Raw genomic sequence first — 26,858 nt, 5'->3', positions numbered from 1 at the left:
TCGAACGCGGAGCCGCGACATGAGGGAAAGCTCGGATGTCCTAGCACCGGCCACCGGCCGGTGCGGGGCGTGAGCGCGGCCCGGTCACTACTCACCGGTGAAGGACACCCACTCATGACGACGCCCACGATCGAGCTCAAGCCCTCCGCCCACCCGCTCGCCGCCGCGGAGCGCGAGGCGATCCTGGCCAGCCCCGGATTCGGCCGCCACTTCACCGACCACATGGTGACGATCAAGTGGACCGAGGGGCGCGGCTGGCACGACGGCCAGCTCGTTCCGTACGCGCCGATCCCCCTCGACCCGGCCACCAACGTCCTGCACTACGCCCAGGAGATCTTCGAGGGCCTGAAGGCCTACCGCCAGCCCGACGGCTCGGTCGCCACCTTCCGCCCGGACCAGAACGCCAAGCGCTTCCAGCGTTCCGCGCGCCGTCTCGCCATGCCGGAGCTGCCGGTCGAGACGTTCGTCGAGGCCTGCGACCTCCTGGTCCAGCAGGACAAGGACTGGGTGCCCGCGCACGGTGGCGAGGAGTCCCTCTACCTGCGCCCGTTCATGATCGCCACCGAGGTCGGCCTGGGCGTCAAGCCCGCCAACGAGTACCTGTTCATCGTGATCGCCTCCCCGGCCGGCGCGTACTTCCCGGGCGGGGTCCGGCCGGTGTCGATCTGGGTCTCCGAGGACCGCGTCCGCGCCGTCCCCGGCGGCATGGGCGACGCCAAGACCGGCGGCAACTACGCCGCGTCTCTGCTCGCCCAGGCCGAGGCCGCCGCCAAGGGCTGCGACCAGGTCTGCTACCTCGACGCCGTGGACCACAAGTGGGTCGAGGAACTGGGCGGCATGAACCTGTACTTCGTGTACGGCGACAAGATCGTCACGCCCACCCTGACCGGTTCCATCCTGGAGGGCGTCACCCGTGACTCCCTGCTCGCCGTCGCCCGCGACCTCGGCTACACGTCCGAGGAGGGCCGGGTCTCGGTCGAGCAGTGGCAGCGCGACTCCGAGAACGGCACCCTCACCGAGGTCTTCGCCTGCGGCACCGCGGCCGTGATCACCCCGGTCGGCACCGTCAAGCGGGCCGGCGCCGAGTGGCAGCAGAGCGGTGGCGAGCCCGGCGAGGTCACCGTCCGCCTGCGCCAGGCCCTCCTGGACATCCAGCGCGGCAAGGCCGAGGACCGGCACGGCTGGATGCACAAGCTGGGCTGACGCCCGGCCGGCACGCTCAGGGGCCGCCCCGGACCACGCGTCCGGGGCGGCCCCATGTGCGTTCGGAGACGCTTCGCCCCGGACTCATCTCAGACGGTTTAGAGCAACGCTCAATGTGACATTCGGCGAGCCGAACCGGCCAGCACACCTCTTGCTTCCGGACTGCGTTTAGAGTGATGCTCTAAACGTCGGACGACAAGGAGGTGCCGTGCCGTGAGACTGACTCCCACCGAGCGGGACCGGCTGCTGCTCTTCGGGGCCGCCGAACTGGCCCGGGCCCGCCGGGCGCGCGGTCTCCGGCTGAACGTGCCGGAGGTCACCGCGCTGATCGCGGACACGGTCTGCGAGGCGGCCCGCGACGGCCGGCGGCTCGCCGAGGCCGTCGAGGCGGCCCGCTCGGTGCTCGGCCCCGAGGACGTGCTGCCGGGCGTCGCCGACGTCGTCACCGAGGTGATGGTCGAGGCCGTCTTCGACGACGGCTCCCGGCTCGCGGTGGTCTCCGACCCCATCGGCGGCGGACCGGGGGAGCGGGCGCCGGGTGCGCTGCTGCCCGGTCCCGAGCACGCCGACCCCGCGCCGGCCGTCCGGCTCCGGGTCACCAACACCGCGTCCGTGCCGGTCTCGGTCACCTCCCACTTCCACTTCTTCGAGGCCAACCCGCGGCTCGACTTCGACCGCGCGAGCTCCTACGGCATGCGCCTCGCCGTGCCCGCCGGCTCCTCGGTGCGGTTCGGGCCGGGGGAGAGCGAGGAGGTCGGCCTGGTGCCGATCGGCGGCGAGCGGATCGCGATCGGCTTCGCCGGCCTGGTCGACGGCCCGCTGGACGCGCCCGGCGCGCGGCGGGAGGCGCTGCGCAGGGCCGCGGCCTGCGGATACCTCGGAGTCGCTGAGCAGGACGCAGAGGACGGAGGCGAGGAGCGATGAGCCGCTCGAAGGGACGCGAGGTGAGCCGGTCGATCCACGTCGACCCCCATGCCTACGCGGCGACCCACGGACCCCGGGCGGGTGACCGCGTCCGCCTGGGCGACTCCGGGCTGACCGTCCGGATCGAGTCGGACGCCCAGCGCTACGGCGACGAGTTCCTCGCCGGGTTCGGCAAGACGGCGCGCGACGGGCTGCACCTGAAGGCCGCCGCCGTCCGTGACACCTGCGACGTCGTGATCAGCAACGTCGTCGTGATCGACGCGGTCCAGGGCATCCGCAAGGTGTCCATCGGCATCCGCGAGGGGCGCATCCACGCGATCGGCCGGGCCGGCAACCCCGACACCCTGGACGGCGTCGACGTCGTCGTCGGCACCGGCACGTCCATCGTGTCCGGGGAGGGGCTGATCGCCACCGCCGGCGCCGTCGACACCCATGTGCACCTGCTGTCGCCGCGGATCATGGAGGCCTCCCTCGCCTCCGGCGTGACCACGATCATCGGGCAGGAGTTCGGCCCGGTGTGGGGCGTGGGCGTCAACTCGCCCTGGGCGCTGCGGCACGCGTTCGGCGCCTTCGACGCCTGGCCGGTCAACATCGGCTTCCTCGGCCGGGGTTCGTCGTCCCACGAGGCGCCGCTGGTCGAGGCGCTCGCCGAGGGCGGGGCGAGCGGCTTCAAGGTGCACGAGGACATGGGCGCGCACACGCGCGCGCTCGACACGGCCCTGCGGGTGGCCGAGGAGCACGACGTCCAGGTCGCCCTGCACAGCGACGGCCTGAACGAGTGCCTGTCCGTGGAGGACACCCTCAGGGTGCTGGAGGGCCGTACGATCCACGCCTTCCACATCGAGGGCTGCGGCGGCGGCCACGTGCCGAACGTGCTCAAGATGGCCGGCGTCCCGAACGTCATCGGCTCCTCCACCAACCCCACCCTGCCCTTCGGCCGGGACGCGGTCGCCGAGCACTACGGCATGATCGTCTCCGTCCACGACCTGAAGACCGACCTGCCCGGCGACGCCGCCATGGCCCGCGACCGCATCCGGGCCGGCACGATGGGCGCCGAGGACGTCCTGCACGACCTGGGCGCGATCGGCATCACCTCGTCCGACGCGCAGGGCATGGGCCGCGCCGGCGAGACGGTCCGCCGCACCTTCGCCATGGCCGGCAAGATGAAGGCCGAGCTGGGCCCGCTGGAGGGCGACGGCGAGGGCGACGACAACGCCCGCGTCCTGCGCTACATCGCCAAGCTGACCATCAACCCCGCCATCGCGCACGGCCTCTCCCACGAGGTCGGCTCGATCGAGACGGGCAAGCTCGCCGACATCGTGCTGTGGCGCCCGGAGTACTTCGGCGCCAAGCCGCAGCTCGTCCTCAAGTCCGGCTTCCCGGCCTACGGCGTGACCGGCGACCCCAACGCGGCCACCGACACCTGCGAACCCCTGGTGCTGGGGCCGCAGTTCGGCGCGTACGGCGCCACCGCGGCCGACCTCTCGGTGGCCTTCGTCGCCCGCGCCGCCGCCGAGCAGGGGAGCGACACGATGCCCACCCGGCGCCGCCGGGTCGCGGTCCGCGGCACCCGCGGCATCGGCCCGGCCGACCTGCGGCTCAACTCCCGTACCGGGGCGGTCGACGTGGACGGGCGCACCGGCCTGGTCACCCTCGACGGCGACCCGCTGCGTTCCGAACCCGCCGAGTCCGTGTCCCTCAACCGGCTCTACTTCCTCTGATCCAAGGACCTGCCCATGACCTACCGCATGCCCCCCGAGTGGGCCCCGCACGAGCGCACCTGGATGGCCTGGCCGGGGCCCAACCCGACCTTCGCCGACGACGAGGAGCTGGCCGCGGCCCGCGCCGCCTGGGCGGACGTGGCCCGCGCCGTGCGCCGCTTCGAGCCGGTGACGATGGTGCACGGCCCCGGTCAGGGCGAGTCGGCGCGCGCGCTGCTCGGCCCGGACGTCGAGCTGGTGGAGCGGGAGCTGGACGACGCGTGGATGCGCGACATCGGCCCGACCTTCGTGCTCGACGAGCAGGGCAGGACGGCCGCCGTGGACTGGGTGTTCAACGGCTGGGGCGGCCAGGACTGGGCCCGCTGGGAGCACGACTCCAAGATCGCCCGCCAGGTCGCGGACCTGGCCGGGGTGCCCGTGCTGAGCAGCGGACTCGTCAACGAGGGCGGCGCGATCCACGTCGACGGCGAGGGCACGGTGCTGCTCACCGAGACGGTCCAGCTCGGGGCCGGCCGCAACCCCGGCTGGAGCCGCGAGCGGGTGGAGGCGGAGATCCACGCCAGGCTCGGCACCAGCAAGGCGATCTGGCTCCCGCACGGCCTGTCCGGCGACTACGGCAGGTACGGCACCCAGGGCCACGTCGACATCGTCGCGGCCTTCGCCCGCCCCGGCACGGTCCTCGTCCACACCCAGCGGGACCCCGCCCACCCGGACCACGCGCGCTCGCTGACGTACCTGGAGATCCTGCGCGCCGAGACCGACGCCCAAGGGCGCCCGCTGGAGGTCGTCGAGGTGCCGGCCCCCACCGTCCTGAAGGACGAGGAGGGCGACTGGGTCGACTACTCCTACATCAACCACTACCTGTGCAACGGCGGCGTCGTGCTCTGCGCCTTCGACGACCCGAACGACGAGGTGGCGGCGGGCGTCTTCCGCCGTCTCTTCCCCGGTCGGGAGGTGACGCAGGTGGACGCCCGTACGATCTTCGCCGGCGGTGGAGGCATCCACTGCATCACCCAGCAGCAGCCGAAGAGCTAGGAGCAGCCGATGGCCGGTGCGCGCAGGAACGCGCCGCCGCGCGAGGACGTCCTCGCCGCCGCCATGGACATGATCGCCGAGCGCGGTCTGGAGAAGCTCACCATGGCGGCGCTCGGCCGTGAGGTCGGGATGAGCAGCGGCCATCTGCTGTACTACTTCCGCTCCAAGGACGAGCTGCTGCTGCGCACCCTGGAGTGGAGCGAGGGCCGGCTCGGCGCCGAGCGCGGCCGGCTGCTCACCCGTGCGGGCTCCGCCCGCGAGCGGCTGGAGGCCTACGTCGGCCTGTACGTCCCGGACGGGCACCGCGACCCGCACTGGACCCTGTGGCTGGAGGTCTGGAACCGCTCGCAGAACGCCGCCGAGGAGGCCCGGGAGCGACAGGCCGCCATCGAGGGCGCCTGGCACCGCGACCTGGTCGCGCTGATCGCCGAGGGCGTCTCGCGCGGCGAGTTCCGGCCGGTCGACGCGGACCGCTTCGCCACCCGGCTGCGCGCCCTGCTCGACGGTTTCTCCATCCACGTCGCCATCGGCCTGCGCGGCACGGACCGCGAGCAGGTGATCGCCCATGTGCGGGACTTCCTCGCCGAGTCGCTGCACGCACCGCGGGAGCGGGACGACTGACGTCCGGGGCGGGCCGGGCGGCACCCGTCCACCGCGGCGACCGGATGCTGAGACACCCGGCCGGGCGGGGCCGGGACTGTGCGAAACTTCCTCCGTGCCCTCGTTCGCCATGATTATCGGCAGCAGGCGCGCCGGTCCGCAGTGACCATCTCGTACTACCAGGTGCGGGTGGCCATCGTCGTCTCAGACCCGCGCGCAGACCTCTCGCACCCGCGAGGGGTCTTTTCGTTTTCCGGCTCACCCACGGCCGGGAGGCGGGGCGCGAGGAGTATCGCAGGGGCGGTGGAGCCGGACATTCCGGTAAGACCGAAGATTCACAATCAGGAGCCTTGAACTCATGACCGAGACGGTAACCAGCGAGCTCGACGACTCGTTCCACGTCTTCGACACCACGCTGCGCGACGGCGCGCAGCGCGAGGGCATCAATCTCACGGTCGCGGACAAGCTCGCCATCGCACGGCACCTGGACGACTTCGGCGTGGGCTTCATCGAGGGCGGCTGGCCCGGCGCCAACCCGCGCGACACCGAGTTCTTCGCGCGGGCGCAGGCGGAGATCGACTTCCGGCACGCCGAGCTGGTCGCCTTCGGCGCCACCCGCCGCGCCGGTGCCAAGGCGGCGGACGACCCCCAGGTCAAGGCCCTGCTCGACTCCGGCGCCCCGGTGATCACGCTGGTCGCCAAGTCGCACGACCGGCACGTCGAGCTGGCGCTGCGCACCACGCTGGACGAGAACCTGGAGATGGTCCGGGACACCGTGTCCTACCTGCGCGAACAGGGCCGCCGGGTGTTCGTGGACTGCGAGCACTTCTTCGACGGCTACCGCGCGAACCCCGAGTACGCCAAGGCGGTCGTGCGCACGGCCGCGCGGGCCGGCGCCGACGTCGTCGTCCTCTGCGACACCAACGGCGGCATGCTGCCCGCCCAGGTCCACGCGGTCGTCTCCACCGTCCTCGCCGACACCGGCGCACGGCTCGGCATCCACGCCCAGGACGACACCGGCTGCGCGGTCGCCAACACCCTGGCCGCCGTCGACGCCGGCGCCACCCACGTGCAGTGCACGGCCAACGGCTACGGCGAGCGCGTCGGCAACGCCAACCTGTTCCCGGTGGTCGCGGCCCTGGAGCTGAAGTACGGCAAGAAGGTGCTGCCCGAGGGTCGGCTGCGCGAGACCACCCGGATCTCGCACGCGATCGCCGAGGTCGTCAACCTCACCCCCTCCACGCACCAGCCGTACGTCGGCGTCTCCGCCTTCGCCCACAAGGCCGGGCTGCACGCCTCCGCTATCAAGGTCGACCCCGACCTGTACCAGCACATCGACCCCGAGCTGGTCGGCAACACCATGCGCATGCTGGTCTCCGACATGGCCGGCCGCGCCTCCGTCGAGCTGAAGGGCAAGGAGCTCGGCATCGACCTCGGTGGCGACCGGGAACTGGTCGGCCGGGTGGTCGATCGGGTGAAGGAGCGCGAGCTGCGCGGCTACACCTTCGAGGCCGCCGACGCCTCCTTCGAGCTGCTGCTCAGGGCCGAGGTCGAGGGCAGGCCGCTGCGGTACTTCGAGGTCGAGTCCTGGCGGGCCATCGTCGAGGACCGGCCGGACGGCACCCACGCCAACGAGGCCACCGTGAAGCTGTGGGCCAAGAGCGAGCGGATCGTCGCGACCGCGGAGGGCAACGGCCCGGTCAACGCCCTGGACCGGGCCCTGCGGGTGGCGCTGGAGAAGATCTACCCGCAGCTCGCCAAGCTGGAGCTGGTGGACTACAAGGTCCGCATCCTGGAGGGCGTGCACGGCACCTCCTCCACCACCCGGGTCCTCATCTCCACCTCCGACGGCGGCGCCGAGTGGTCCACGGTGGGCGTGGCGGAGAACGTCATCGCCGCGTCCTGGCAGGCCCTGGAGGACGCCTACACCTACGGGCTGCTGCGGGCGGGCGTGGAACCGGCCGAGTAGGCACAGTGGAGGGATGACCGAAGACGACGGCGCCCTCCTGTCCGGCGCCCGCGTGGCGACCCGGCTGCCCGCCGCGGACCTGGACCGGGCCAGGCGCTTCTACGCCGAGAAACTCGGCCTGCGGCCCGTCGACGAACGTCCCGGCGGGCTGCTGTACCGGTGCGGCGGAACGGACTTCGTGCTGTTCCGCTCCACCGGGTCCTCGCCCGGCACCTTCACCCAGATGGGCTTCGAGACCGACGGCGACCTCGACGCGGTCGTGGCGGAGCTGAGGCGGCGCGGGGTGGTCTTCGAGGAGGTCGACGCGCCCGGGCTCCGCACCCGGGACGGCATCGCCGAGATCGAGGGCAATTACCCGAGCAAGGGCGCCCGCGGCGAGCGCGGCGCCTGGTTCCGGGACAGCGAGGGCAACCTGCTGGGCATCGGGCAGCCGGTGCGCTGACTCAGGGCGCCCGCCAGATGTTGTCGAAGGCCGCGTTCTCGATCTCCCGGCGCTGCCGCACGGCGGTCAGCTCGGTCACCGCGTCGCCGACCGCGGCCAGCACGGTCACGACCGGCTCGTCGGTGAACTCCTCCCCGGCCCCCTCCCCGCTCCCGATGCCCAGGGCGGCCGCGAGGGTGACGAGGACCGGCTCGCGGCCCTCCCAGCGGTCGGTGGCCTGCCGCCGGGCCGCGGTGTCGGCGGCGGCGGTCCGCGGCCGGCGCGGGAACCAGGGCCTGCGCTCGCCGGTGAGCTGCCCCTCGGTGTCCAGGACGTCGAAGTAGGCCGAGGCCAGCCCCTCGCCCCGGCGCCACAGCCAGTCCTCGGCCGTCTCGTACGGCTCCTGCCGGACCAGCGCCGAGCCCGCCTCGTCCAGCATCCGGTCGTCCAGGGCCAGCGGCGGCCCCGGTACCAGGCGCTCGCCCTCCAGGGACACGGCCCGGGCGCCGAGCAGGTCCACCAGCTCGGCGCCCGCGAGCGCCAGCGACAGCTCGCCCTGCTCCACGGGGCGGTCGCCCGAGACGTCGGTGGCGACGATGAACAGATCCCGTGCTGTGGTCATGTGGCGCGCTCCCGGTCCCGGACGGCTTCTCCTACGACCACCATGAAACGTGGGAGGCCGATCCGCGACAAGGCGGCGCCACCCAGCAGGCCCCCGCCGCGAGCCGCTCGAAGCCGGCCCGGCTCATCACCCGGCCGCCGGCCCAGACGCCCGAAGCCCGGCTCGCACCGGTGGCGGGGGAGCAGCCGCCGTTCGCCCCGGTGCCGGGCCCGCCGGCTCCCGGGCGGCGTGAACAGCGGGAAGTCGGCGTCCCCGTGCAGACCCTCCTGTCGCACGTCCCCTCCCGTGGTGACGGGCCCTTCGCCGCCGCCAGGCGGCCGCCCGACCAGGTGGGGACCCTGGCAGGCGTCGTCGCCGCACGGCCGGATCAGCGCGTACGGCGCGCCGTCCGCCCCGATCCCCACTCCGGAACCGGCGGCAGGTCGACCGCCGCGCAGCCGCCGAGCAGCAGGCACCCGGCGACCGTCGCCGCCACGGCACTCCCGCGCACGTCCCGCCCCTCACGGGTGGGAGGCGCCCCGCCCTACCGCAGCTTCCACTTCTGGTTGGCGGCGCCCGTGCACGACCAGATCTGGGCCCGCGCCCCGTTCGCCGACGAGTTGTCGGTGACGTCGAGGCACTTGCCGGCCGCCGTGTTCACCACATCACCGGTGGCGTCGTTGTACGACCACCGCTGGGCACCGGTTCCATTGCAGTCGTACAGCTGCACCTTCGCCCCGTCCGCCGTCGAGCCGGACGTGACGTCGAGGCACTTGCCGAGCGCCTGGACCGAGCCGTCGGCCGCGACCGTCCACCTCTGCGCCGCGCTGCCGTTGCAGTCGTAGAGCTGCACCGCCGTGCCGTTGGCGCTGGAACCGCCCGCCACGTCAAGGCACTTGCCGGCGAGCCCGACGAAGGAGCCGCTGCTCGCGGAGCCGCCGGACTGGGCGCCGGACCAGGTGAACGTGGCCGAGGTCCTGCCGGGCAGCGAGTAGGTGGCGTGCTGGGAACCCCAGTTGACGGTCACCGTCCTCGCCGAGGCCGAGTCGTTGTAGGCGATCAGCGCCTTGCTCCCGTCGGGGTTGCGCCACGCCACGTTGGGCACGGCGCTCGACGCGGTGGAGGCGATGCGCTGGGCGCCGGGCCGGACGAACTTGGTCAGGTGGCCCATCGTGTAGTACTCGACGGTGTAGTCGACGGTCCCGCTCGCCCCGTCGCCGTCGTGCACGGTGACCAGGCCGGTGCAGGTGCCGCAACCGCCGTTGTGCGGGCCCATGTTCTGGTCCACCGCGAGGGACCACTTGGTCACCGATTTCGCCCAGTTGCGGGTGTAGTCGATGATGTTGTTCATGTCCTCGCGCTGCTGGTTGGCGATCCAGGTGCCGCCGGAGTGCTCGGTGCCGAACGCGTCCAGGCTCGGGTACCGGTTGTGGACGGCGGTCTGCTCGGCGACGTCACCGCCGTAGCCGTGCCAGGCGATGCCGCCGAAGTTGGGGTGGTCGCGGATCGCCGGGTCGTCGACGCTCTGGGCCGCGTAGGAGTCGTAGACGTCCCAGTTCCAGTCGTGGGCCAGCACCTTGGTCCGCAGGCCCGCGGACTGGAGTCTGGGCAGCAGCTCGCTCTTGAGGAAGTACTGGATGCCGGAGGCGTTCCAGCTCATCGAGGGATAGCCGGAGCAGCACGTCGGCTCGTTCTGCGGGGTGACGTACGAGACGTCGATGCCCTGGCTCCTGTACGCCTGGAGGTACTTCACGAAGTACGAGGCGTAGGCGCCGTAGTCCTCCGCCTTCAGCCAGCCGCCGTTGAGCGAGCCGCTGTCCTTCATCCAGGCCGGAGCCGTCCACGGCGAGGCCATGACCGTCAGGGCGGGGTTGAGCTGCAGGGCCTGCCTGGTCAGCGGGACGACGTCCGGGAGGTCGTGCGCGATGGAGAAGCCGTTGAGGTTCGGGTCCGTCTGCCCGGCCGGCACGTCGTCGTACGTGTACCCGTACCGCGCGAGGTCCGAGGCGCCCATCGGATTGCGCAGGAACGACAGCCCGATGCCGTCCGTGGGCGAGAACAGCTTCCGCATCGTCGCGTCCCGCGTCGCCTGCGAGAGCGCGCCGCTGCTGTTCATCAGCCAGGCGGCGGTGTCGGTGAACGACGCGCCGCCGCCGGTGAAGGTCTGGTAGCGGGTGTTCTCGTCGACGGTGATGTTCTCGCCGCTGCCGCCGGCCCCGGACTGGAAGGCGAACGGCGTCTGCGCCTGGAGGCCGCGCACGACGTGGCGTCCGCCGGAGTCGTCGGTGGTGGTGAGCCAGGCCGTGACCTGCTCGCCGGCCGCGTGCGCGGAGGGCATGCCGACGGCCGTGAGCCCGACGGTGGTCAGCAGGCCGGCGAGCAGCAGCCGGGCCGTGCGCAGGGGTCGCCTCATGGAGCGCCGCCCTTCGGGAGGTGGGGGATGGGGGCGTGCGAGCCGTGAGTAAATGACGGCTTCGGGGGCGCGTCAAGAGGTTGCGCATTCAGCTTCCGAACACACAACCGCCTTCATCCGGCCATGAGTTGACCTCGTACCACTTCTGACGTGAAGTATTGACGGCGTCGTGTTGACCCAGTTAACTCACGACGTGATCTAAGTCATGAGTGAATCAAGAGCCGAGGGAAGGTACATGCGAAGAACCGCCCTGCTCGTCTCCGCCGCACTCCTCACCGGGCTGCTCCCGTGGGCGACCGCCCGCGCCGCCGACGATCCCGCCCCCGTACCCGTCGACCGCTTCGAGGGCGAGGTCCCCTTCGCCGCCCAGCCCGCCGAGGGCATCTTCACCTGGGGCGGCGACACGGACGACCCGCCGGCCCTCGAACTGGCCGCCCGAGCCGACGCCCCCGAGGGCGCCAAGGTCCTCGGCGGCTCCTACGACATCAGCGGCTACGGGGGCTTCACCCACGACTTCGCCGCCACCGAGCCCGGCCACGACTGGTCCGCTTACCGGGGCATCCGGTTCTGGTGGGACGGCCAGGACAACGGCAGGAAGGTCGCCTTCGAGATCAAGGACGGCGGCGCCCACGGCGAGGCCTCCGAGCTGTGGACCACCTCCTTCACCGACGACTTCACCGGCTGGAAGCAGATCGAGCTCCCCTTCGCCGACTTCACCTACCGCACGGACTACCAGCCCGTCGGCGGCATCGACCACGTCCTCGGCCTCGACCGGATGTGGGGCTACGCGGTCACGCTCCCGACCGGCGTCAAGGGCCGCTTCGCCATGGACGACGTGGAGCTGTACGGCAAGGCCGACCAGACGCTGCGCGCCTCGGTGAGCACCGGCGCGGCCGTGTACCCCGTCGAAGAGGGCGGAACGGCGAAGGTCGGGGTCACCGTGACCACCACCGGCGCCCGGCCCCTGGACGAACCCGTGACCGTCACGTACACGACGGCGGGCGGCACCGCCGGCCCCGGCAGCGACTACACCCCGGTCTCCGGCACCCTCACCTTCCCGGCGGGCACCGCATCCGGCACCTCGCGGACCGTCCGGGTGCCCACCCTGCGGGACAAGGCCGCCGAGCCCGCCGAGACCGTCCCGCTGAAGCTCACGGTGACCGGCGCCAAGGCGCCCGCCGAGACGCCGCAGGTCGTCATCGACGCCCACGGGCTGCCCTACCTCAACGCCGGCACGCCGGTGAAGAAGCGGGTGGCGGACCTGCTGGGCCGGATGTCCTTGGCGGAGAAGGCCGGGCAGATGACCCAGGCCGAGCGGGGCGCCCTGACCGACCAGGGCGACATCGCCGGGTACGCGCTCGGCTCGCTGCTGTCCGGCGGCGGTTCGACGCCCACGCCCAACACCCCGGACGCCTGGGCCGAAATGATCGACGGCTTCCAGCTCCGCGCGCAGGCGACCCGCTTCCAGATCCCGCTGATCTACGGTGTGGACGCCGTCCACGGCCACAACAACCTGGTCGGCGCGACGATCATGCCGCACAACGTCGGCCTCGGCGCCACCCGTGACCCGCGACTGGCCGAGCGGACCGGCGCGGTGACGGCGGCGGAGGTCCGGGCCACCGGCATCCCCTGGGACTTCGCGCCCTGCCTGTGCGTGAGCCGCGACGAACGCTGGGGACGCTCCTACGAGTCCTTCGGCGAGGACCCGGCGCTGGTGGAGTCGATGGAGACCGTCGTCCAGGGCCTCCAGGGCCGGGCCGACGGCAGGGACCTGAACCGCGGTGACAAGGTGCTCGCCACCGCCAAGCACTTCGTCGGCGACGGCGGCACCGAGTACGGCTCCTCGACCACCGGCACCTACACGATCGACCAGGGCGTCACCAAGGTCACCCGGCAGCAGCTCGAGGCCGTCCACCTGGCGCCGTTCGCGAGCGCCGTCGACCGCGGCGTCGGCACGGTCATGCCGTCGTACTCCTCGCTCGACGTCATCGGCGACGGCCATGGCCCGGTGAAGATGCACGCCCGGGCCGACATGATCAACGGTGTGCTCAAGGGCCGGATGGGCTTCGACGGGTTCGTCATCAGCGACTGGAACGCCATCGACCAGCTCCCCGGCGACTACGCCGCCCATGTCCGCACCTCGGTCAACGCGGGCCTGGACATGATGATGGTGCCGTACACGTACAAGGACTTCACCAGCACGCTCGTCGACGAGGTGCGGGCCGGCCGGATCAGCGAGCGGCGGATCGACGACGCCGTCTCCCGCATCCTCACCCAGAAGTTCCGGCTCGGCCTCTTCGAGCACCCGTACGCCGACACCCGCGGCGCCGCCGCCATCGGCTCCCCGGCGCACCGGGCGGTGGCCCGCGAGGCGGCGGCCGAGTCCCAGGTGCTGCTGAAGAACAGCGGAGGGCTGCTGCCCCTGAGGAAGGGCCGGAAGGTCTACGTCGCCGGGTCGAACGCCGACGACATCGGCAACCAGACCGGCGGCTGGACCGTCACCTGGCAGGGCGGCTCGGGGAAGACGACCACGGGCACCACGATCCTCGACGGCATGCGCGAGGCGGGCGGGGACGTCACGTACTCCAAGGACGCCTCCGCGCCGACCGGCGGCTACGACGCCGGTGTGGTCGTCGTCGGCGAGACCCCGTACGCGGAGGGGGTCGGCGACGTCGGCAACGGACACCGGCTCACCCTCTCGGCCGCAGACCAGGCCGCCGTGGACAAGGTGTGCGCGGCCATGAAGTGCGTGGTGCTGATCGTCTCCGGGCGACCGCAGCTCATCGGCGACCGGCTCGGCCGGATCGACGCCCTGGTCGCCTCCTGGCTGCCGGGCACCGAGGGCGCCGGCGTCGCCGACGTCCTCTACGGCAGGCGGCCGTTCACCGGACAGCTCCCGGTCACCTGGCCCCGCTCGGAGGCCCAGCTCCCGATCAACGTCGGGGACGCGTCGTACGACCCGCAGTACCCCTACGGCTGGGGTCTGACCACGCTCACCCCCGTCCCGCGGGGCGGCGCGGCCACGCTGCGGGCGCTCGCACTGGCGGCGACGGCGGCGGAGCGGACGGGCGCCGACCGGGCCGGACGGGAGCTGGTCACCCGGGCCCGGCTGATCGTCCAGCACCAGGCGGGCGACCGGATGACGGCGGCGGTGGCGAAGCCCTTCGCCGACGCGGACCACCTGCTGCTGACCGGCCACTACGGAAAGGCGGTGCAGAAGCTCACGGAGGCGTACCGGGCCGCGTGAGTCCCCGCGCCGCTCCGCTTGAATGACTGGTTCGGGAGGCTTCGGGTAGTTTCGAAGGGTGAAGGCCGTCCTTCGGACCCGAAGCCTCCCGGCGCTGCTGCTGGCCGCACTGGCGCTGGTCGTCGCGACCACCCTGGCCCCGGGCGCGATGGCGGCCACCAGCGTGTCCGGCATCGCCCAGGCCCTGCGCCAGAGCCCGGTCTACGTGGACCCGGCGGCCTCGGGCCAGCTGTCCGGGACCGCCGCCGACGGGCTCGCCAAGCAGATCAGGGGCGCAGGCAAACCCCTCTTCGTCGCCGTCCTGCCCGCCGGTTACCCCACCGCGAACCTCTTCTCCGACCTGCGCACGGCCACCGGCGTCACCGGTCTGTACGCCATCCGGCTCGGCGACCGCTTCGACGCGCGCGCGGACTCCTCGGTCCTCTCCCGCACCGCCGTGCGCAACCTGGTCGCCAGCGTCCAGGGCGAGGACGCCCGGACCCAGCTCACCGACTTCACCGACCGCGCCCTGGCCAACATGGGCGGCCGCGCCCCCGCGAGCTGGGGCGGCCAGGGCGGCGGGTCGGGCGCGTCCAGCACGGCGCTGATCACGGCGGGCGTCGTCCTGGTGGCCGCCGGCGCCGGCGCCTACACCCTGGTCCGCCGCGGCCGCCGCCGTCGCGACGAGGAGCAGCGGGCCGCGCTGGACCGGCTGCGGGTGGTCGTGGACGAGGACATCACCGCGTTCGGCGAGGAGCTGGACCGGCTGGACTTCCACCCGGCCGAACCGGGCGCCGACGACGCGATGCGCGCGGACTACGAACGGGCCCTGGACGCCTACGACAAGGCCAAGCAGTACATGGCCGGCGCGCGCAGGCCCGAGGACGTCCGGCCGGTCACCGAGGCCCTGGAGGACGGCCGTTTCTCCCTGGCGCAGCTGGCCGCCCGCCGCGAGGGCCGCCCCCTGCCGGAGCGCCGTCCGCCCTGCTTCTTCGACCCCCGCCACGGCCCCTCGGTCACCGACGCGGCCTGGACCCCGCCCGGCGGCAGCACGCGCGAGGTCCCGGTCTGCGCCGCCGACGCCACCCGCCTTGCCGACGGCCGCGACCCGGTGGTCCGCGAGGTCGACACCGACTACGGCCGCCGCCCCTACTGGGACGCAGGCCCCGCCTACGGACCCTGGGCCGGCGGCTACTTCGGCGGCGGCATCCTCCCGGGCCTCCTGGTCGGCACCCTGCTCGGCAGCATGATGTCCACCCCGTCCTACGCCTCCGACTACGGCGCCGGCTACGGCGACTTCGGCACGGCGGGCTACCAGGGCGGCGACGTCTCCGGCGCGGACTTCGACCCGGGCGACTTCGGCGGCGACTTCGGCGGAGGCTTCGGCGACGGCGGCGGCGGCTTCGACGGCGGAGGCGGCGGCGGAGACTTCGGCGGCGGCTTCTGACCCGCCTTCACCAGTGGTGCGCCCGGGCCCGAGGCACGGCAGCGCCCGCCCTCCCGTTCGGGGGAGTAGGAGGGCGGGCGCGGTCCGGGAGGGCCACCGGGGGCGCGGTGCGGCGCCGTGGGCTCAGGCGTTCTTGATGGCCGAGATGTCGAAGACCAGCTTGATCTTGTCGGAGACCAGGACGCCGCCGGTCTCCAGGGCCGCGTTCCAGGTCAGGCCCCACTCGGAGCGCAGGATCTCGGTCTTGCCCTCGAAGCCGACGCGCTCGTTGCCGAAGGGGTCCTTGGCGGCGCCGTTGAACTCCAGGTCGATGGAGATCGGCTTGGTGACGCCGAGGATGGAGAGGTCGCCGGTGATGCGGTAGTCGTCGCCGCCGAGGGCCTCGGCCTTGGTGGAGCGGAAGGTCATCTCGGGGAACTCGTCGGTCTTGAAGAAGTCCGCGGACTTCAGGTGCCCGTCGCGGTCGGCGTTGCCGGTGTCGATGCTGTCCATCCGGACGTCGAGGGTGGCGGTCGACTTCGCGGGGTCGGCGCCGTCCAGGTGCAGCGCGCCGGTGAACTCGTGGAAGTTGCCCTTGACGTTCGTGACCATCGCGTGGCGGGCCACGAAGCCGATCGTGGTGTGGGCCGGGTCCAGCGTGTACTCGCCGGTCAGCGCGGCCAGCTCGGGATTGGCGGCGGCGGGGGCCTGGGTGGCGGGGGTGTTTTCCTTGCGGCCGAAGATGCCCATGTGACGCTCCTTGGGGACGGCCGCGGCTCCGTGGGGCAGCCGCGACGGTTTCTGTTTAACGTTCAACTAGACCAACGACTCCGACGGTAGACCTATTCCGTTGAGTTTTCAACGTCATCCGCCACGTGTTTCCGCGTAACCGGAGAGTAACCGGGTACGCCCTCTGGCGAACGCGCGTAGACCTCGGGCACCATCTCCTTGCGCACCCGCACCACCTGCACAGCCGAACCACAGGAAGCCCGGCCCACCGCAGGAAGGTCTCCCCATGAAGGCCCTGAAGGCCCGCTCCGTCCTCACCGCTCTCGCCCTCGTCGTCGCCCCCGGCGTCGCCGTGGTCGGCACCGCCACCGACGCCTTCGCCGTCACCAAGATCAGTCACTCCACCGCCACCGGGATGTTCCGCGCCTCGGGCATCACCTGGTCGTCCTCCGGCAACTGCTCCGACCGGTACAACTCCACCTGCACCTCCTTCGAACAGCTCAACCTCGCCACCGCCCAGGGCGCCCAGACCCTGAAGTCGGCCAGCGGCTGCGCCCTCAACATCACCGGCGGCACCGAGACGGGCCACGCCTCGGGCACCTACTCGCACTGGAACGGCTACAAGCTCGACTACGGCAAGAACACCTGCGTCACCTCGTACATCAAGAACAACTTCAGCTACATCGGCCTGCGCGGCGACGGCGCTCCGCAGTACAAGTCCGGCTCCGGCAACATCTACGCCGACGAGGGCAGCCACTGGGACGTCCTGTACTACAACTGCGGCGGCTGCTGAGCCGGGAGGGCGGTGACCGGCCGCATGAGCACCGGACCCAGCCGACGCGCACTGCTGCTGGCCGCCGCCCTCACCGCCGCCGCGGCGCCCGTGGCCCGCGCGGCGGCGGCCGGCGCCGACCCCTTCGACGTCCTGCGCCGCCGGTGGCTCGACATCGCCCTCGGCACCGGATACGACCCGGCCGCCGAGCCGTACGCCGCCCGCCTCGCCCAACTCGGCTCGACGGCACGCGGGTTCCACGCCGGGATGGCACCCGCCGCCGGCTCCCTGTGGCCCGGCCACCCCTTCGACCCGCCCGCCGGGATCACCTTCAGCTACGGCCGCCTGTGGACCATGGCCCAGGCGTACGTCCAGCCCGGCACCGGATCCACCGGCGACGACGCCCTCCTCGCCGGCGTGCTGCGCGGCCTCGACCACCTCTCCGCGACCGTCTACAACCCCGCCACCACGCGCTACGGCAACTGGTGGGAGTGGCAGATCGGCAGCCCCCGGCTGCTGACCGACATCACGGCCGCCCTGTACGACCGGCTCGGCGCGGAGCGTGTCGCGGCCGCCTGCGCCGCCGTCGACCACTTCGTCCCGGACGCGATGCTCACCGAGTACTCCGGCACCTCCACCGGCGCCAACCGCGTCGACCTGTGCCGCTCCGTCGCCCTGCGCGGCATCCTCGGCAGGGCCGGCGACCGCCTCGCGCTCGCCCGCGACGCCCTCTCGCCCGTCTTCCCGTACGTCACCGAAGGCGACGGCCTCTACGCCGACGGCTCCTTCGTGCAGCACACCTGGGTGGCCTACTCCGGCACCTACGGCCAGGTCCTGCTGGACGGCCTGGGCCGGCTCTTCGCGCTGCTGGCCGGCTCCCCGTGGGAGATCACCGACCCCGCCCGGCGGAACGTCCTGGACGGCGTCGACCGCGCCTACGCCCCGCTGATCCACGACGGACTGGTGATGGACTGCGTCAACGGCCGTGCCGTCAGCCGGGGTTACCTGCGCGACGACGACCAGCACATCATGCGCGGCGACCACTACCACGGCCAGGCGCTGATCGCGGCGATCGCCCTGCTGGCCGGCGGCGCCGGCGAGGAGGAACGGCAGCGCTGGTACGGCCGCGTCAAGGGCTGGATCGAACGGGACACGGTCACACCGCTGCTGACCGCTCCTCCGTTCGGAATCGCGGACCTGGCGAGGCTGCACGCGGTCGCCGCCTCGCCCGTGCCGGCGGCCCCCGAACCCCTCGGCCACCGGCTCTTCCCGGCCATGGACCGCGCCGTCCACCGCCGTCCGCGCTTCACCGCGGCGCTCGCCATGGCCGGCGACCGCATCGCCCACTACGAGTGCGGCAACGGCGAGAACCCGCGCGGCTGGCACACCGGCTCCGGGATGCTCTCCTGGTGGCCCGCGGGACCCGGCACGCGGTCCGACCAGTACACGGACTGGTACTGGCCCACCGTCGACTGGTACCGGCTGCCCGGCACCACCGTCTCCACCCGGCGGCTCGCCGACCGGGCCGGCGGCGAGTGGGGCGTGCCCCGGCCGGACGTCCGCTGGGTCGGCGGCACGACCGACGGCGAGTACGCGGCCGTGGGCCAGCACCTGAAAGGGCTCGGATCCACGCTCGAGGCCCGCAAGTCCTGGTTCTTCCTCGACGACGCGGTGGTCTGCCTCGGCGCCGGGATCCGCTGCGCCGACGGCGTCCCGGTGGAGACGGTCGTCGACAACCGCAACCTCGGCGAGGGCGGCGCCCAGACCCTCGTGCGCGGCCCCGGCTGGGCCCATCTGGAGGGCCACGGCGGCTGGCTGCTGCGGCACGGCGGCGTGCTGCGCACCCTGCGCGAGGACCGCACCGGCGCCTGGTCCGACATCAACACCACCAGCACCGACGAGCGGCGCACCCGCCGCTGGCAGACCCTCTGGCTCGATCACGGCACCGATCCGGCCGACGCGGCCTACGTCTACGTCCTGATGCCCGGAGCGGGCCGCGGCGAGGTCGCCGCCCGGGCCGCGGACCGCCACTGGCTGCGCGTCCTCGCCAACGACGCCCGCCGCCAGGCCGTCGCAGTCCCCTCCCTCGGCGTGACCGCCGTCAACTTCTGGCAGGCCGGCGCGGCCGGCGGCCTGAACGCCGCCGCGGGCGCGAGCGTCCTCCTCCGCCGCCGGGGCCGGAGCGCTACGCTGTGGATCAGCGAGCCGCCGCGCACCGGCGCGCCGCTGGAGATCGTCTGGGACCGTCCGGTGCGCTCCGTCGTGCACGCCGACGACACCGTCGAGGTCCTCGCCGCCGACCGCCGTCTGAGGCTCCGTGTCACTCCAGGGATGGCATGTGCCACCCACCAATGTGAGGTCTTTCTCGGGTGACGCCTTTGTCGCGCCCCTACAACGGAAGCGCCCTCTGAGCAGTCGGAACGCCTGCATGTCGCTGTGGTTCTGTTCAGTCGTACCAGGAAAACGGTCCGGAGACTGTACGGAGTCGACGGCTCGCTTTCCTTGGTGTCCTTCGTAAGGTCACTACATGACCGTTTTGGAAGAGACGACGGGTGAGCCGACCGCGGAGCCGGCGGACGCGCGTGGGCGGGTCGCCGAGCTGCACGAGATCCGTGCCCGGGCCGTGGCCGGTCCCAGCGAGAAGGCGACCGCCGCCCAGCACGCCAAGGGCAAGCTGACGGCGCGGGAGCGCATCGAGCTGCTCCTGGACCCGGGATCCTTCCAGGAGGTGGAGCAGCTGCGCCGGCACCGGGCGAGCGGCTTCGGCCTGGAGGCGAAGAAGCCCTACACCGACGGTGTCATCACGGGCTGGGGCACGGTCGAGGGCCGTACGGTCTTCGTCTACGCCCATGACTTCCGGATCTTCGGCGGCGCCCTGGGCGAGGCCCACGCCACGAAGATCCACAAGATCATGGACATGGCCATCGCGGCCGGCGCGCCGCTGGTCTCCCTCAACGACGGCGCGGGCGCCCGTATCCAGGAGGGCGTCTCCGCGCTCGCCGGCTACGGCGGCATCTTCCAGCGGAACACGAAGGCCAGCGGTGTCATCCCGCAGATCTCCGTGATGCTGGGCCCGTGCGCGGGCGGCGCGGCCTACAGCCCGGCGCTGACGGACTTCGTCTTCATGGTCCGCGAGACCTCGCAGATGTTCATCACCGGCCCGGACGTCGTCAAGGCGGTCACCGGCGAGGAGATCACCCAGAACGGCCTCGGCGGCGCCGACGTGCACGCCGAGACCTCCGGCGTCTGCCACTTCGCCTACGACGACGAGGAGACGTGCATCGCCGAGGTGCGCTACCTCCTGTCGCTGCTGCCGCAGAACAACCGCGAGAACCCGCCCGGCACCGACTCCTCGGACCCGGTGGACCGCCGCTCCGACGTCCTGCTCGACCTGGTCCCGGCCGACGGCAACCGCCCGTACGACATGACCAAGGTGATCGAGGAGATCGTCGACGACGGCGAGTACCTGGAGGTCCACGAGCGCTGGGCGCGGAACATCATCTGCGCGCTGGCCCGGCTGGACGGCCAGGTCGTCGGCATCATCGCCAACCAGCCCCAGGTGCTGGCGGGCGTGCTGGACATCGAGGCGTCCGAGAAGGCCGCCCGTTTCGTACAGATGTGCGACGCGTTCAATATCCCGATCATCACTCTTCTGGACGTACCCGGCTTCCTCCCCGGCGTCGATCAGGAGCACGGTGGAATCATCCGGCACGGCGCCAAGCTGCTGTACGCCTACTGCAACGCCACCGTGCCGAGGATCTCGCTGATCCTGCGCAAGGCGTACGGAGGTGCGTACATCGTGATGGACTCCCAGTCGATCGGCGCCGACCTCACCTACGCCTGGCCCACCAACGAGATCGCCGTGATGGGCGCCGAGGGCGCGGCCAACGTCATCTTCCGCCGGCAGATCGCCGACGCGGAGGACCCCGAGGCCATGCGGCAGAAGATGGTCAAGGAGTACAAGGCCGAGCTGATGCACCCCTACTACGCGGCCGAGCGGGGCCTGGTGGACGACGTGATCGACCCCGCCGAGACCCGCGAGGTGCTGGTGAAGTCGCTGGCGATGCTGCAGTCCAAGCACGCCGACCTGCCCTCCCGCAAGCACGGCAACCCCCCGCAGTAACCGAGCGGACCCGCCGCGGCAACCCCGCGGACCTCTTCCTGACGGAGACTGACACCCATGAACACTGACATCCGCGTCGAGAAGGGCCACGCCGAGCCCGAGGAAGTCGCCGCCATCACGGCCGTCCTGCTGGCCCGTGCGGCCGCCCAGCCCGCCGCCCCGGCGCACCGCGGCCGTGCCAAGGCCGGCTGGCGCCGGCTGGAGCGCGAGCCCGGCTTCCGCGCCCCGCACAGCTGGCACGGCTGACCGGCGCAGGCCCCACGGGCCGCCCCGCACGACACGAGAAGGGCCCCTCCGGGACGGAGGGGCCCTTCTCGCTGTGCCCACGCGGGAGGGGAGGAGGGAAGCGGAGAAACGGGGAAAAGAAGAACCCGCGCCCCTCTCCGGGACGCGGGTTGTCTCAAGTACCGGCCTGCTAGCGAAGGCGCGCCATGAGCGCGTGCTCCACCAGCGTGATCAGCGCCGACTTGGCGTCCGCGCGGTGCCGGGCGTCGGTCGTGATGATCGGGGTGTCCGGGCCGATCTGCAGGGCCTCGCGGACCTCGTCCGGGTTGTACGGCTGCTGTCCGTCGAAGCCGTTGAGGGCGATGACGAACGGCAGGCCGCTGTTCTCGAAGTAGTCGACCGCGGGGAAGCAGTCGGCGAGACGGCGGGTGTCGACGAGGACGATCGCGCCGATCGCGCCGCGGACCAGGTCGTCCCACATGAACCAGAAGCGGTCCTGACCGGGCGTACCGAAGAGGTACAGGATCAGGTCCTGGTCCAGGGTGATGCGGCCGAAGTCCATGGCCACCGTGGTGGTGGTCTTGTCGCCGGTGTGGGTGAGGTCGTCGATGCCGGCCGAAGCGGACGTCATGACGGCCTCTGTGCGCAGCGGGTTGATCTCCGAGACGGCGCCGACGAACGTGGTCTTGCCCACGCCGAAGCCGCCCGCCACCACGATCTTCGCGGAGGTGGTGGAGCGGGAAGGACCGCCGCTAGAGCTTGCGAAGTCCACTGAGCACCCTTTCGAGCAGTGTCACGTCTGGCTGGCCACCGGCGTTCTCGTCGCCGCCGGGCTGATGGATGGCGACCAGGCCCGCCTCCGCCAAGTCGGCGACGAGAATCCTGGCGACGCCGAGGGGGATCGTGAGGAGGGCCGAGACCTCGGCCACCGACTTGATCTCCCGGCACAGGTTGCAGATCCGCTGATGCTCGGGCAGCTGGCCCTGCATCTGGTGCGGAGCGGCGGTGGTGTGCACCAGTGCCTCGATGGCGAGCTGGTAGCGCGGGCGGGTCCGGCCGCCGGTCATGGCGTACGGACGCACCAGGGGGTTGTTCGATGCGGACGCGGGCGCAGGCTCGGGGCGGCGCTGCGGCTGCACCGGCTGGATCCGCGGGGCCGGCGGCTGGTCGTACGGCGAGGGCCCGGGGCCCTGCGGAGCGTACGGCTGGCGGTTTCCAGGAGTGGAGGGGAAGTTGTACCCGTTCGCCGAACCGTCGCTCTGGCCCTGGGCAGGGCCGTACGACCAGTTCCCCGAATGCGAACCGCCTGGGGGTGTTGCCACTTTCTCCTCCTCCGACTGTGCCGGGCACCCATCCGTGTGGAGCCGCGTCCCGAAACCTTACGGCCCCGGGACGCGAATACACACCGTTCGTCTGTTAGTTGAGAAGGCTTCCCTGGAGCTCCGCGCGGAGATCCGGGGTGAGAACCGTGCCCGCGCGGTCCACGAGAAGTGCCATCTCGTACCCGATGAGGCCGATGTCCGCTTCCGGATGGGCCAGAACGGCGAGGGAGGAACCGTCGGAGACGGACATGATGAAGAGGAATCCCCGCTCCATCTCCACAACTGTCTGGTTCACGCTGCCGCCCTCGAAGATGCGGGAGGCGCCTGCCGTCAGCGACGTCAGGCCGGAGGCGACCGCCGCGAGCTGGTCCGCGCGGTCGCGGGGAAACCCTTCGGACATCGCCAGAAGGAGTCCGTCGGCGGAGACCACCACCGTGTGGGACACCCCCGGGGTGTTGTCCACGAAGTTGGTGATCAACCAGTTCAGGTTCTGTGCCGCCTGGCTCATCGGGCTCACACTAACGCTCCTGGTTGTAGGTGCTGTCAGGACCACTGTGCTGATTCCCAGTGGCCTGGCCGTTCGTTTCACTGCCTGCGCTGCGTCCGCGCTGGACGCCCCGACGCAGGTTGCTCAGCCTGCCCCGGACGTCCTCCGGGGCGCGGGAGACCTGAGGGCCTCCCTGAGGGGTGCTCTCGGCCGTGCCCTCGACCAGGTTGGCCTTGGGTACCCGCCGGGGCAGGCCGGAGGCGGTGACGCCGCCCGCCTTCGGCTTGCGGAGCTGCGAAGCCTGCTGCCAGCGCTCGTCGTTGGCCGACCGCCAGTCGCCGTCGCCGTTGCCGTTGCTCTGCGGGGTGTTCGCCGCGGGAGCCGGCGCCTCCGGCTGCACGCGCCCGGCGCCGTTGGCGCCCGAGGGACCGCTCGCTGACCCGCGACGGGGGAGGCCGGCGTCGGTCATCCGGGGAGCCGCGGAAGCGGCCGTTCCCGGACGGTCGAAGCCTACGCCGTTCCGCTCGCCCGCGTCAGCGGACCGGGATTCCGTTTCCGGAGCGTAATGGGCCGGGTAACCGTTCTGGTAGCTGTCCTGCTGCGGCCAGTCGTCCTGGTAGGACCGGCTCTCGTAGGAGCCGAACCCGTCGGACCCGGAGCCGTGAGCGGGGGCCTGCTCCTCCTGGGCGGGTTCCGCATACGCGGGCTCGGAGTAGCCGCCGCCGTTCGGGGCGAAGCCGTCGTCGTGCGGCATGCCGTCGTTCGGCGCGTAGTACTGGTCGTCGTAGGACGGCTCGTACCCGGCGTTCCGGTGCTCGTCGTACGCCTGCCGCTGGTCGCCGTAGGCCTGCTGCCCGTCGTAGGCGGCGGGCTGGGCGGGCTGCTCGCCGAAGCCGGCGGCGGCGTCGTAGCCGGCCTGCCGGGCGTCGAACTCGTCCGCGTACCCGCGCTGCCCGTCGGCCTCCTGCTGCGGCTCGCCGTGCGACTGGGCCTCCAGCGCGGCACGGCGCTCCTCGCGCATCAGGGAGCGGCCCACGGGGTCCAGGTCGCGCAGGTCGTCGGGGACCTCCGCGTAACGGCTGTCGTCGAAACCGAGTTCGGCGGCGGTGCGCATCGGCTGGTGCTGCACCTGGGCGAAGTCCTCACCCCGGAACTGCTGCTCCGGGATGATCTGCGAGACCGTGAACTCCTCGCGGTCCAGCGGGGCCTCGCCGCCGCCGCCGTGCGTGATCGCGTCCGGCAGCATGACCAGCGAGGTGGTGCCGGCCTGCTCGCCCGAGGGGCGCAGCTGCACCCGGATGCCGTGCCGGTCGGACAGCCGGCCGACCACGAACAGGCCCATGCGCTGGGAGATCGCGGCGTCCACGGTCGGCGGGTTGGCCAGCTTGTGGTTGATGTCCGCGAAGTCCTCGGCGGTCAGGCCGATGCCCTTGTCGTGGATCTCGACCATGACGCGGCCGTCGGGCAGTCGGGTCGCGGTGACGCGCACCTTGGTCTGCGGCGAGGAGAAGGTGGTGGCGTTCTCCAGCAACTCGGCCAGCAGGTGCACGAGGTCGGTCACGGCGCGGCCGTGGATCTCGGCCTCCGGCACGCCGGACAGCTCGATGCGCTCGTACTGCTCCACCTCGGAGGAGGCGGCGCGCAGCACGTCGACCAGCGGGACCGGCTGGTCCCAGCGGCGGCCGGGCTCCTCGCCGGCGAGGACCAGGAGGTTCTCGCCGTTGCGGCGCATACGGGTGGCCAGGTGGTCCAGCTTGAAGAGGTTCTCGAGCTGGTCCGGGTCCGCCTCGTTGTTCTCCAGGTCGGTGATGAGGGTCAGCTGGCCCTCGATCAGCGACTGGTTGCGGCGGGACAGGTTGGTGAAGATCGCGTTGATGTTGCCCCGCAGCAGCGCCTGCTCGGAGGCGAGCCGTACGGCTTCGCGGTGGACCTGGTCGAAGGCGCGGGCGACCTCGCCGATCTCGTCCTTGGTGGTGATCGGGATCGGGGCCACCCGGGTGTCGACCCGGCCCGGGTCGGTGCGGGAGAGCTGGTCGACCAGCATCGGCAGGCGCTGCTCGGCGATGCCGAACGCGGCGTTGCGGAGCTGGCGCATCGCGCGGCTCATCTGGCGGGCCACGGCGCCGGCCAGGATGAAGGCGAGGAGCAGAGCCACGACGACCACGGCGCCGGTGGTGATGGCCGAGGTCTTGGCGTCGTCGGCGATGCCGGACGCCTCGTTCACGGCCTTGTCCGCGAGGTCCGACTCGATCTGGCGGTAGGCCTTGTACTTGAGGGTGTTGACCGCCCACCAGTTCTTGGCCGTCACACCGCCCGCCGCCAGTTGCTGGCGGGTGAGCGGGGTGGTGTCCTTCATCGTCGCCAGCGCGGACACCATCGCGTTCGGCTTGGACGGCGGCGCGACGTACTTCGGGTCCTTCTGCTTCTCCTGCGCGACCAGCGCGGCGCCGTCCGTCTTGATCTTCGCCTGCGCGTCGGTCAGCTTCTGCGCGTCCTCGTCGGTGCCACCGCCGAGGTACTCCTCCAGCGCGATGCGCTCCAGGTAGGCGTACGAGGAGAGGGAGACCCGCTGCGTCGCCAGGTTGGGGTCGTCCGGACCGGGCTTGACCAGCAGGTGCATGCCGATCGACCGTTCCAGCGACAGCGCCGCCTTGGTGAGCGACATGGCGTAGACGGTACGGCCGTAGGAGGTGATGTTGCCGGTGCCCAGACCGAGTTCGTTGGCGAACTCCATCAGGGGGTGCGCGACCTCGACGTAGCCCTCTTCGGTCTTCACGCCGGTGGTGTTCTTGCTGTACGCGACCTTGCGCAGCGTCTGCAGCGTGGGCTCGGCCTTGCGGAAGAGGTCCAGACGCCGCGTGACGCCGGGCTTGTCCGGCACGTTCTGCGCGGCCTCGTGGAAGACGGCGGCCGCCTGGTCCGTCTGCTTGCGGGCCGCGGTGACGACGTCCTTCTGGTTGCCCAGCAGCAGCGGGGCCGCGGTGACGTCACGCTCGTTCTCGAGGGCGTCGGCGTAGCTGAGGGAGGCGCGCACCAGGCGGGCGGTGTTCTCCGCGTCCCGGGCCTCGTTCCAGGTGTCGATCGAGCTCTTCACCTGGAAGCCGCCCATGATGAGGCCGACGGCCACGGGTATGAGCAGGATGGCGTTCAGGCGGGTGGGCACCCGCCAGTTGCGCGGTGAGAAACGGCCACCGCCGGCCGGGGGAGCGGCCGAGGGCTCCGCACCCGGCACAGGGGTGGGCACCGCAGCGCGCGGCGGCGGGGTGAAGTTGCCCCGTGCCGACGGCTCGGGACCGTTCTTGCTTCGCCTCACTCGACCAACAACCTCTCGGCGGTCGGCACCTACGTCGTGCCGCAGTCTCTCAGAGCCCGGTTCGCCATCGACCTCAGTACGTCTTTGACTAATGGGCAGTTCAGGCATTCCAGCACGTCGGCAACCGCTCCACCAAACACTCGGAACCTGAGGTTCCGAGCGATGTAAGCCCTAGATAAAACGGGCATAAAGAGCGAGCCCCGCCAAAAGACGGGGCGGTCGTGCGCGCAGCGGCACCGTCCGACCGCGTCGCGTGGCGAAGAACGGCGATTCCTCTGCCGAACTGTTATGAACACCGGAGCCGACCGTGTCAAAGGCCACAGCCGGCTCCGCTTGCGCTACGACAAC

Annotated in this window: 21 protein-coding genes; 13 read left to right on the top strand and 8 right to left on the bottom strand. The window is 71.9% G+C overall.

Annotated elements, in window-relative coordinates; genetic code table 11:
- Positions 1-114 precede the first annotated feature (114 nt).
- From ACFYU0_RS29165 to ACFYU0_RS29135, 7 genes are all read left to right on the top strand, one after another.
- A complete protein-coding gene (locus tag ACFYU0_RS29165) occupies positions 115-1,203 on the top strand; it encodes a branched-chain amino acid aminotransferase (protein ID WP_389305001.1) in 1,089 nt (362 codons plus the stop codon).
- A 213-nt stretch (positions 1,204-1,416) separates the two neighbouring features.
- Entirely contained in the window at positions 1,417-2,127 is a 711-nt protein-coding gene (gene ureA / locus ACFYU0_RS29160; protein ID WP_389304999.1) for an urease subunit gamma, read from the top strand.
- Positions 2,124-3,848: an urease subunit alpha gene (locus tag ACFYU0_RS29155; RefSeq protein WP_389304996.1), complete on the top strand. Its 1,725-nt coding sequence runs from the start codon at positions 2,124-2,126 to the stop codon at positions 3,846-3,848. The genes ureA and ACFYU0_RS29155 overlap by 4 nt, the downstream gene beginning before the upstream one ends.
- 15 nt (positions 3,849-3,863) lie before the next feature.
- Entirely contained in the window at positions 3,864-4,883 is a 1,020-nt protein-coding gene (locus tag ACFYU0_RS29150) for an agmatine/peptidylarginine deiminase (protein ID WP_389304994.1), read from the top strand.
- 9 nt (positions 4,884-4,892) lie between these two features.
- A complete protein-coding gene (locus tag ACFYU0_RS29145) occupies positions 4,893-5,504 on the top strand; it encodes a TetR/AcrR family transcriptional regulator (protein ID WP_389304991.1) in 612 nt (203 codons plus the stop codon).
- 337 nt (positions 5,505-5,841) lie between these two features.
- Positions 5,842-7,452 carry a citramalate synthase gene (gene cimA / locus ACFYU0_RS29140; RefSeq protein ID WP_389304989.1) on the top strand — a complete coding sequence of 537 codons (1,611 nt, stop codon included), beginning with the start codon at positions 5,842-5,844 and terminating at the stop codon, positions 7,450-7,452.
- A 13-nt stretch (positions 7,453-7,465) separates the two neighbouring features.
- Positions 7,466-7,894 carry a VOC family protein gene (locus ACFYU0_RS29135; RefSeq protein WP_351664435.1) on the top strand — a complete coding sequence of 143 codons (429 nt, stop codon included), beginning with the start codon at positions 7,466-7,468 and terminating at the stop codon, positions 7,892-7,894.
- A 1-nt stretch (position 7,895) separates the two neighbouring features.
- Here the strand turns inward: ACFYU0_RS29135 and ACFYU0_RS29130 are convergent, their stop codons facing one another.
- The 3 genes from ACFYU0_RS29130 to ACFYU0_RS29120 form a co-directional block, all read right to left on the bottom strand.
- Positions 7,896-8,495: a GPP34 family phosphoprotein gene (locus tag ACFYU0_RS29130; protein ID WP_351664433.1), complete on the bottom strand. Its 600-nt coding sequence runs from the start codon at positions 8,493-8,495 to the stop codon at positions 7,896-7,898.
- Between the two features lie 367 nt (positions 8,496-8,862).
- Positions 8,863-8,985 (bottom strand): hypothetical protein, encoded by a 123-nt coding sequence (locus tag ACFYU0_RS29125; protein ID WP_351664431.1) that lies wholly within the window; start codon positions 8,983-8,985, stop codon positions 8,863-8,865.
- Positions 8,986-9,018: 33 nt separating this feature from the next.
- On the bottom strand, positions 9,019-10,887 hold the full coding sequence (locus ACFYU0_RS29120; protein WP_389304986.1) for a lectin: 1,869 nt from the start codon (positions 10,885-10,887) through the stop codon (positions 9,019-9,021).
- A 235-nt stretch (positions 10,888-11,122) separates the two neighbouring features.
- Here ACFYU0_RS29120 and ACFYU0_RS29115 point away from each other — a divergent pair, with 235 nt between their 5' ends.
- Both ACFYU0_RS29115 and ACFYU0_RS29110 read left to right on the top strand, forming a co-directional pair.
- Positions 11,123-14,134, top strand: a complete 3,012-nt coding sequence (locus ACFYU0_RS29115) for a glycoside hydrolase family 3 N-terminal domain-containing protein (RefSeq protein WP_389304984.1) — start codon at positions 11,123-11,125, stop codon at positions 14,132-14,134.
- A 58-nt stretch (positions 14,135-14,192) separates the two neighbouring features.
- The gene (locus ACFYU0_RS29110; RefSeq protein ID WP_389304982.1) at positions 14,193-15,560 is read left to right on the top strand and encodes a hypothetical protein; all 1,368 of its coding nucleotides are present in this window, start codon (positions 14,193-14,195) and stop codon (positions 15,558-15,560) included.
- 123 nt (positions 15,561-15,683) lie between these two features.
- Here ACFYU0_RS29110 and ACFYU0_RS29105 read toward each other — a convergent pair whose 3' ends face one another.
- Entirely contained in the window at positions 15,684-16,289 is a 606-nt protein-coding gene (locus ACFYU0_RS29105) for a YceI family protein (protein ID WP_389304980.1), read from the bottom strand.
- 265 nt (positions 16,290-16,554) lie between these two features.
- On the opposite strand from ACFYU0_RS29105, the gene ACFYU0_RS29100 reads away from it, so the two are divergent.
- The 4 genes from ACFYU0_RS29100 (at position 16,555) to ACFYU0_RS29085 (ending at position 21,409) form a co-directional block, all read left to right on the top strand.
- Positions 16,555-17,061: a hypothetical protein gene (locus tag ACFYU0_RS29100; protein WP_351664421.1), complete on the top strand. Its 507-nt coding sequence runs from the start codon at positions 16,555-16,557 to the stop codon at positions 17,059-17,061.
- A gap of 24 nt (positions 17,062-17,085) precedes the next feature.
- The gene (locus tag ACFYU0_RS29095) at positions 17,086-19,413 is read left to right on the top strand and encodes a polysaccharide lyase 8 family protein (RefSeq protein ID WP_389304978.1); all 2,328 of its coding nucleotides are present in this window, start codon (positions 17,086-17,088) and stop codon (positions 19,411-19,413) included.
- 154 nt (positions 19,414-19,567) lie between these two features.
- The gene (locus ACFYU0_RS29090) at positions 19,568-21,163 is read left to right on the top strand and encodes an acyl-CoA carboxylase subunit beta (protein ID WP_351664417.1); all 1,596 of its coding nucleotides are present in this window, start codon (positions 19,568-19,570) and stop codon (positions 21,161-21,163) included.
- A 57-nt stretch (positions 21,164-21,220) separates the two neighbouring features.
- Complete coding sequence (locus tag ACFYU0_RS29085) at positions 21,221-21,409, top strand: acyl-CoA carboxylase subunit epsilon (RefSeq protein ID WP_199212144.1); 189 nt, start codon at positions 21,221-21,223, stop codon at positions 21,407-21,409.
- Between the two features lie 169 nt (positions 21,410-21,578).
- On the opposite strand, the gene ACFYU0_RS29080 is transcribed toward ACFYU0_RS29085, so the two are convergent.
- The 4 genes from ACFYU0_RS29080 to ACFYU0_RS29065 form a co-directional block, all read right to left on the bottom strand.
- Positions 21,579-22,160 carry an ATP/GTP-binding protein gene (locus ACFYU0_RS29080; RefSeq protein WP_009314218.1) on the bottom strand — a complete coding sequence of 194 codons (582 nt, stop codon included), beginning with the start codon at positions 22,158-22,160 and terminating at the stop codon, positions 21,579-21,581.
- Positions 22,141-22,710, bottom strand: coding sequence for a DUF742 domain-containing protein (locus ACFYU0_RS29075; RefSeq protein ID WP_351664414.1), 570 nt, complete (start codon positions 22,708-22,710; stop codon positions 22,141-22,143). The genes ACFYU0_RS29080 and ACFYU0_RS29075 overlap by 20 nt, the downstream gene beginning before the upstream one ends.
- A 94-nt stretch (positions 22,711-22,804) precedes the next feature.
- Positions 22,805-23,218 carry a roadblock/LC7 domain-containing protein gene (locus ACFYU0_RS29070; RefSeq protein WP_005479603.1) on the bottom strand — a complete coding sequence of 138 codons (414 nt, stop codon included), beginning with the start codon at positions 23,216-23,218 and terminating at the stop codon, positions 22,805-22,807.
- A 10-nt stretch (positions 23,219-23,228) separates the two neighbouring features.
- On the bottom strand, positions 23,229-26,510 hold the full coding sequence (locus ACFYU0_RS29065; RefSeq protein ID WP_389304974.1) for a nitrate- and nitrite sensing domain-containing protein: 3,282 nt from the start codon (positions 26,508-26,510) through the stop codon (positions 23,229-23,231).
- Positions 26,511-26,858: the final 348 nt, after the last annotated feature.

Origin of the sequence: Streptomyces sp. NPDC003720 (assembly GCF_042875075.1) — a bacterium.
GTDB lineage: Bacteria > Actinomycetota > Actinomycetes > Streptomycetales > Streptomycetaceae > Streptomyces.
The sequence above is the reverse complement of the archived record's forward strand: the minus strand, read 5'-3'. Positions and strand labels throughout refer to the sequence as shown.

Coding starts and splice junctions, on each gene's coding strand:
- ACFYU0_RS29085 (WP_199212144.1), top strand. CDS start 21,221: ATGAACACTGACATCCGCGTCGAGAAGGGCCACGCCGAGCCCGAGGAA.
- ACFYU0_RS29165 (WP_389305001.1), top strand. CDS start 115: ATGACGACGCCCACGATCGAGCTCAAGCCCTCCGCCCACCCGCTCGCC.
- ACFYU0_RS29120 (WP_389304986.1), bottom strand. CDS start 10,887: ATGAGGCGACCCCTGCGCACGGCCCGGCTGCTGCTCGCCGGCCTGCTG.
- ACFYU0_RS29070 (WP_005479603.1), bottom strand. CDS start 23,218: ATGAGCCAGGCGGCACAGAACCTGAACTGGTTGATCACCAACTTCGTG.
- ACFYU0_RS29155 (WP_389304996.1), top strand. CDS start 2,124: ATGAGCCGCTCGAAGGGACGCGAGGTGAGCCGGTCGATCCACGTCGAC.
- ACFYU0_RS29090 (WP_351664417.1), top strand. CDS start 19,568: ATGACCGTTTTGGAAGAGACGACGGGTGAGCCGACCGCGGAGCCGGCG.
- ACFYU0_RS29150 (WP_389304994.1), top strand. CDS start 3,864: ATGACCTACCGCATGCCCCCCGAGTGGGCCCCGCACGAGCGCACCTGG.
- ACFYU0_RS29130 (WP_351664433.1), bottom strand. CDS start 8,495: ATGACCACAGCACGGGATCTGTTCATCGTCGCCACCGACGTCTCGGGC.
- ACFYU0_RS29135 (WP_351664435.1), top strand. CDS start 7,466: ATGACCGAAGACGACGGCGCCCTCCTGTCCGGCGCCCGCGTGGCGACC.
- ACFYU0_RS29105 (WP_389304980.1), bottom strand. CDS start 16,289: ATGGGCATCTTCGGCCGCAAGGAAAACACCCCCGCCACCCAGGCCCCC.
- cimA (WP_389304989.1), top strand. CDS start 5,842: ATGACCGAGACGGTAACCAGCGAGCTCGACGACTCGTTCCACGTCTTC.
- ACFYU0_RS29095 (WP_389304978.1), top strand. CDS start 17,086: ATGAGCACCGGACCCAGCCGACGCGCACTGCTGCTGGCCGCCGCCCTC.
- ACFYU0_RS29115 (WP_389304984.1), top strand. CDS start 11,123: ATGCGAAGAACCGCCCTGCTCGTCTCCGCCGCACTCCTCACCGGGCTG.
- ACFYU0_RS29145 (WP_389304991.1), top strand. CDS start 4,893: ATGGCCGGTGCGCGCAGGAACGCGCCGCCGCGCGAGGACGTCCTCGCC.
- ACFYU0_RS29100 (WP_351664421.1), top strand. CDS start 16,555: ATGAAGGCCCTGAAGGCCCGCTCCGTCCTCACCGCTCTCGCCCTCGTC.